This is a genomic window from Frankia sp. CpI1-P, assembly GCF_001421075.1.
Classification (GTDB): Bacteria; Actinomycetota; Actinomycetes; order Frankiales; family Frankiaceae; genus Frankia; species Frankia torreyi.
In genome coordinates, this window is the sequence record NZ_LJJX01000103.1 from 1 (window position 1) to 5685 (window position 5685).

The window sequence follows — 5685 nt, forward strand, 5'->3', positions numbered from 1 at the left end:
GGGGAGCCCGTTCCGGGCTGAAATTTCTGTGGTCGCTCGCTGTCGTCGGGTCTGCGTGGCAGCGTCGCGCCTCGGCCCGGTGGCCGGTCGTGGGCTTGGTGTGCCCCGTAGGTCTGTTCCGTCACGGAAGACCCGGGGCGGCGTGACGATCATCGCGGCTGCCCACCGACGTCGACGTACCTTGGTCGTTTCAGGCCGTGATTTAGTCGGGCGCCGGGAACCGCACCCGAAGGGCCCTTCCCTGTTGCCTCGAGCACGAGGATCAGATTCGATCCTGCCCCGCGGCTCCCACGGGCAGCCCCCTGTCCNGACCCACCGCAGACGGGAGGCACCCGATGGTGCTCAAGGAGACGCAGGAAACGGAAGAGATCATCCGGCGGGTCGCCGCGCTNGACATCGGCAAGGCCGAGCTGACCTGCTGCGTGCGGGTCCCCGACGACGACCGGCCGGGCCGGCGGCTGCAGGAGGTCACCACCCACACGACCATGACACGCTCGCTGGTCGGGCTGGCCGACCAGCTGCGCGCCCTCGGCGTGACCCGGGTCGTCATGGAGGCCACGTCGGACTACTGGCGCTCGCCGTTCTACGTGCTCGAGGCCGCCGGCTTCGAGACGTGGCTGGTCAACGCCCGCGACGTCAGACACCTGCCAGGAAGGCCCAAATCAGACGCGATCGACGCCGTCTNGCTGTGCAAGGTCGCGGAGCGGCAGATGATCCGGCCCAGCTTCGTCCCCCCGGCCGACCTGCGCCGGCTCCGCGATCTGACCCGCTACCGCACCGACCTCGTCAACGTCCGCACCGCGGAAATGAACCGGGTCGAGAAGCTCCTCGAGGACGCCCAGATCAAGCTCGGGACCGTCGCCTCCAAGCTGTTCGGCGTGTCCGGCCGGGCCATGCTCNCCGCCCTCGTCACCGGCGAGCGTGACCCGAAACGGCTCGCGCAGCTCGCCCGCACCGTGCTACGCCGCAGAATTCCCGAACTCGAAGAGGCCCTTACCGGCAGCTTCACCGAGCACCATGCCTACCTGCTCGGCAGGATGCTCGCCCGCATCGACGCCGCCACCGCCGACATCGACGAACTCGACACGAAGATAGAGACCGCCGTGGCGCCATACGCGGACCTCGCCGCCCGGCTCGACGAGATTCCCGGCATCGGACCTGACAGCGCCCGCGTCCTGATCGCCGAGATCGGCACCGACGCGACCCGCTTCCCCACCGCCGGTCACCTTGCCTCCTGGGCGAGGTTCGCCCCCGTCACCCAGGAGTCCGCCGGCCGGCGCAAAGGCCGCAACTCCACCGGCAAGGGCAACCGCTACCTCGCCCGCACCCTCGGCGAGGCCGCCGTGGGCGCCAGCCGGACCCGCACCTTCCTCGGCGCCCGTTACCGACGCCTCGCCCGCCGCGGTCAGAAGAAGGCCATCGTCGCCGTCGGCCGCTCCATCCTGACCATCGTCTGGCACCTGCTCGCCAACCCCGACACCCGCTACCACGACCTCGGCCCCGACCACTTCGACCGCCGCCTCAACCCCGACCGCGTCCGCCGCACCCACGTCCGCGCCCTCGAAGCCCAAGGCTTCACCGTCACCCTCNCCCCCGCCGCCCCGACCGGCCCCGCCCCCGCCGCCTAACCCACCAGACCGGCACGTCCCAGCGTGGTCGCCCCCTGTCAGTGACCGTTCCAGCGTGGTCGCCGACGGGTGGGCGCGAGCCTGCCCACGTTGCGTCTTAATTTCGGATCAGGTCTGACCACCGATCATCGAGGCCGCTGGCATGCCCAGCTTCCCCGGAACGCAACAGCGCCGTTGCCAGTTCCAGCTTCAGCAGGTGGTGTTCTAGCGATTCATTGAGCCAGGCGCAGTCGGCAGGACGGCCGGGATCATGGGCGAAGTACCGCAGCTTGAAAGGGGAGAGCTTGGCGTGCACTCCGTACCCGCACTCGGGGCAGCCCAGCGCGACCCGAGGCCTAACCTTGTGCACAGATTCCCAGGTCAGACCGCATCCTAGATCCGGNAGGGTGGCATCGATACGGNCGACCTCGGGGTGAATCGCGGNGAACGCCATGTCAGCAGCCGCGGTCGACGGGAAGCTGAGCGACGGCGAGATGTGCGACGACGGCTTCCGAGCCTGGCCGGGCGCGTCCTCCCAGAGACCGAACACTGCGGATGCGGCTCACCGACGCCCCCTCGTCGAGCTGGCGGAACAGACGTGCTGGTACCGATAACCATGATGGACTGAGCGGCTCAGAGCGGTGGGCCAGTTGCGATTTCCGCACCGGATCATGTGACGTCGAGCTCTCCTGCCGCCAACTTCGCCAGCATTCCCGCGCGGCGATGCGGGGTGGTGCCGGGTTCCAGCCTCAGCTCGACGAACTACCCGCGATCGTCCGCAGCCGGGACACCGGGCTCGTGCATTCCATGGANCGCCTTACCCGCAGGGTCGACAGCCTGTGTTGTGGACGCTGAGCCGGCAAAGGGGGTGCGGGCGAGTTCGTCCCCGCGCAGGTCGCCTCCGCCAACGGTCCTGCTGCGCATCCCCCAAGCGCACAGCTAGATCATCAAGTCGTGAAGCGCGAACGACGTCGACGGCGAGCCCGCCAGCTCGACTCCATCAGGCGGCAGCCCCTTGCCGGCGTGCGGCGACCTGCGCTGAAGGCGTTCCAGGCCGAAGCATTGCGCCCTCGCCGCATGCCGGTCGGGTCGGGAGACATCAACCGCGGGGACCTGGTCGTCGAGGCTGACTCCCCGGTCGGGAGGCGCGCGAAGCCATGATTCGTCAGCAGGCGCCCGAGGCGGCGAGCACACAGACCAACAGGGCCGGCAAGCCCACCGTCAGCAACACCAGCTCATCTCGCGCCAGCTTCTTGACGCCCTGCCCGCGATCAGCCAGACGCACCGACCGTCACTATTTGTCACCATCTTCTATGGCCTTAATCATCGAGCAGTCCCCTGCACTTCGCCCCCGTTGACCGCCTCACAGCGGAGCCCCCGCAGTGGCCAGCCGCACTGCGCCCCGCACCTAACACCGCCCTGGAGGGGCCGCCGGCGAACGATTGATCGACAGAGTCGTGCGGAATGAGCCCATAATGAGCCCATATTCGATCTTGACGGCGACGCAGACGATCTCTATGGCCGTAAATCCGCAGGTCAAGATGGGTATGCCTGGAGCCGACCAGGAGAGGGGAAGCCCTACCCACCCGATTACAAGACGCACGGCGACGTGCCGCGNCATGCCGCATCGTGCCGGGTAGTGCCGCGTTCTCCCTGGTCACGGCGTTTTCGATGCCGTAGCGTGCCGGCGGGTGCCGCGTCGTACCGGAACATCCGCACCCACAATGAGCCCATCCACAGCACACCTTAAAGATCAAATCTCGGTGAACAGCCCGATCGGACCGAGACCGCCTGTCCCGAAGTTATTGGTCGATGGCCGCTGGATGCTTCTCGAAGACGAAAGCGGCTGGCGGAGGCGATCCATGCACCCAGTGCGACTGGCGTACGGACAATCGATGTCGCAAGTGTTGGGGGTGTTTGTGGTGCGCTCGGCAACGCACCACAAACATCCCCAACCACCCTGGCCCGTGCGGTTGCACATCGCACACACTCCCACTACCTGTACCCCCGCAGTAGCCGGAGCCTCGGTACGCGGCCTCGCCGGGCGCCCTGCTGCACGAACCCGCGCGGGGACGCGGGCAGCCAGAGGCCAGGCGGTAACCATCGGGGCCCGCATCGTGTGGACGATGCGGGCCCCAACCTGCCTCAACCAGGCGCGCACCGCAGGAGAATCGAACTTCCGCACCTCCCCCGCATCATCAAGGGAAGCGGACCAACCGGCGCTGCGTGTCAGACTACCCGACGCCAAGTCCCGCCCCCTGTCTTGCCTCCATGCGCCCGGNCGCCGCTGGCACGACCAGGGCGTCGGGGTGCCGGGGCGGCTCGCGCTAACGGCTGATCGACCAGCCATAGCGCGGCTCGGACCTCATCGCCCTCGGGCTCGGGCGTGACCTCGCCTCGTTCGAGCCCGGCCACCCAGTCGGCTGTCGGACCGGCTGACGTCTTGGTACGCCGGGGCGGTACGAAGCGGCAACGATCCGGCGGCGGGCGACATCGACACTCGCGAGTTCCCCGGCGTTGCCTACCACGCGGTCGACAGCCTCCCGGACGACGCGCTCGCCGTGCTTGTGGGGTGCCGGAACTGTGCCACCGGGGTTGACCTGGGGTTTCNGGCGGCTCGTTCGTATTCGTTGATCAGTCCGCCGAGGACAGGTCGGCGCCTGATCCGTATGGAGGTCGGCGATGGGATGGTCGGGTCGGGGCGGTTGGAGCTCGAGTGCGCGGTGGGGGCGTTGTCCGTTGTAGTGGCGTACGTACTGGGTCAGGACGGTTCGTAGGTACCGTTCGCCGAGGATCAGGATGCGGTCGGTGACCTCGGCGCGGACGGTGCGGACGAACCGTTCCGCGTAGGCGTTCGCCCGGGGCGCTCGAGGCGGGATCTTGACCGTGGTGATGCCGACGTCGGCGAGGACCGCGTCGAACGACGCGGTGAACTGCCCGGCGCGGTCGCGGACCAGGAACCGGAACTCGGCTGCCCGGTCCCCAAGGTCCATGAGGAGGTTGCGGATCTGCTGGGTGGTCCACGGCCCGTCTGGGTGCGCGGTTACCCCGACGAGGTGGACATAGCGGGTGCCGACCTCCATGACAAACAAGCAGCGCAGGCGCCGCAGCGTCACGGCACAGTCCACGTGGAAGAAGTCAACGGCCAGCATCGTCGAGGCCTGGGCGCNCAGGAACTCCCGCCAGCTCGAGTCGGCTGCCGCCGCGGCGCTGGAGGCAGCCCGAGGGACTTCAGGACCCTACGGATCGTGGACGCNCCGACCCGGTGGCCGAGCTTGAGCAACTCGCCCTGAATCCTCTTGTACCCCCACGTCTTGTTCTCGGTAGCGAGCCGTTCGATCAGCGCAGTGATCTCCACGCTGATCGGCGGTCGTCCGGTTCGCAGGGGATAGGTCCACTTCCTGGTGACCAGGCGGCGGTGCCAGCGTAGGACGGTGCCGGGAGTGACCAGCCGGTGCATCCGTAGCCGTTTCGGTAGCCGTCGGATCAGAGCGGCGAGTATGGCCCGGTCCGCCCAGTCCCACCGAGGCCGCGACTGGGNGCGGCGCAGCACTGCGACCTCGTGTCGCAGCACGAGCAGCTCGATGTCCTTCGATGCCGACGATCGGCCGAGCAGAACGAGCCAGCCACACACCCTGACGAAGATCAGGTAGAGCAGGCGCACGGACATGGTTGACCATCATGCCGGCGACCGGTCCGTAGCATCGTCCCAGCTCACAGGCCTAGTACTACAGCGACAGTGATCTTTGTGTGGCTGCTGCCTGCCNGGCGATGCCTTGGGCGGCGTAGATCCGGGTCTGGTAGTGGTAGTAGCGGGCGCGGGCCTGGTGGCCNCGGCGCCAGTCCGACCACCAGGTGATCATGGCGGGTGGAAGTACGGCTTCGGTGAACAGGGCGAAGACGTGGCGGATCTCGTTGAGGGTGAATGGTGTCCTCATGTGCCTGTCTGGTTCTGGCTGTTCGGCGACGGGTAGGCCTCCGGGGAGACGCGTGTATCCCACGGCGGTCATCGTGGGCGGGACGGTCGGCGGGTTCTGTTCGCGGTGTTTCGTCGCGGTGATGGCGAGCCAGGCGTGGG

Annotated in this window: 1 protein-coding gene and 8 pseudogenes; 3 read left to right on the top strand and 6 right to left on the bottom strand. The window is 68.0% G+C overall.

The window, feature by feature from the left end:
• Positions 1-392: 392 nt before the first annotated feature.
• The 3 genes and pseudogenes from FF86_RS61280 to FF86_RS61290 all read left to right on the top strand — a co-directional run.
• Positions 393-684 (top strand): annotated as a pseudogene (locus FF86_RS61280) (transposase); the annotation flags it as partial.
• Position 685: 1 nt separating this feature from the next.
• Positions 686-899, top strand: a pseudogene (locus FF86_RS61285) (transposase); the annotation flags it as partial.
• Positions 900-956: 57 nt separating this feature from the next.
• Positions 957-1589 (top strand): transposase (locus tag FF86_RS61290; RefSeq protein WP_242419915.1); only part of this gene is annotated, 633 nt, incomplete at its 3' end.
• Positions 1590-1725: 136 nt separating this feature from the next.
• Here the strand turns inward: FF86_RS61290 and FF86_RS36835 are convergent.
• The 6 pseudogenes from FF86_RS36835 to FF86_RS30410 all read right to left on the bottom strand — a co-directional run.
• A pseudogene (locus FF86_RS36835) lies at positions 1726-2010 on the bottom strand (competence protein CoiA); the annotation flags it as partial.
• Positions 2011-4218: 2208 nt separating this feature from the next.
• Positions 4219-4776, bottom strand: a pseudogene (locus FF86_RS30400) (integrase core domain-containing protein); the annotation flags it as partial.
• 1 nt (position 4777) lies between these two features.
• Positions 4778-4863, bottom strand: a pseudogene (locus FF86_RS61295) (transposase); the annotation flags it as partial.
• 1 nt (position 4864) lies between these two features.
• A pseudogene (locus tag FF86_RS33935) lies at positions 4865-5147 on the bottom strand (integrase catalytic region); the annotation flags it as partial.
• 1 nt (position 5148) lies between these two features.
• Positions 5149-5277: pseudogene (locus FF86_RS61300) on the bottom strand (transposase); the annotation flags it as partial.
• Between the two features lie 164 nt (positions 5278-5441).
• Positions 5442-5685: pseudogene (locus tag FF86_RS30410) on the bottom strand (IS701 family transposase); the annotation flags it as partial.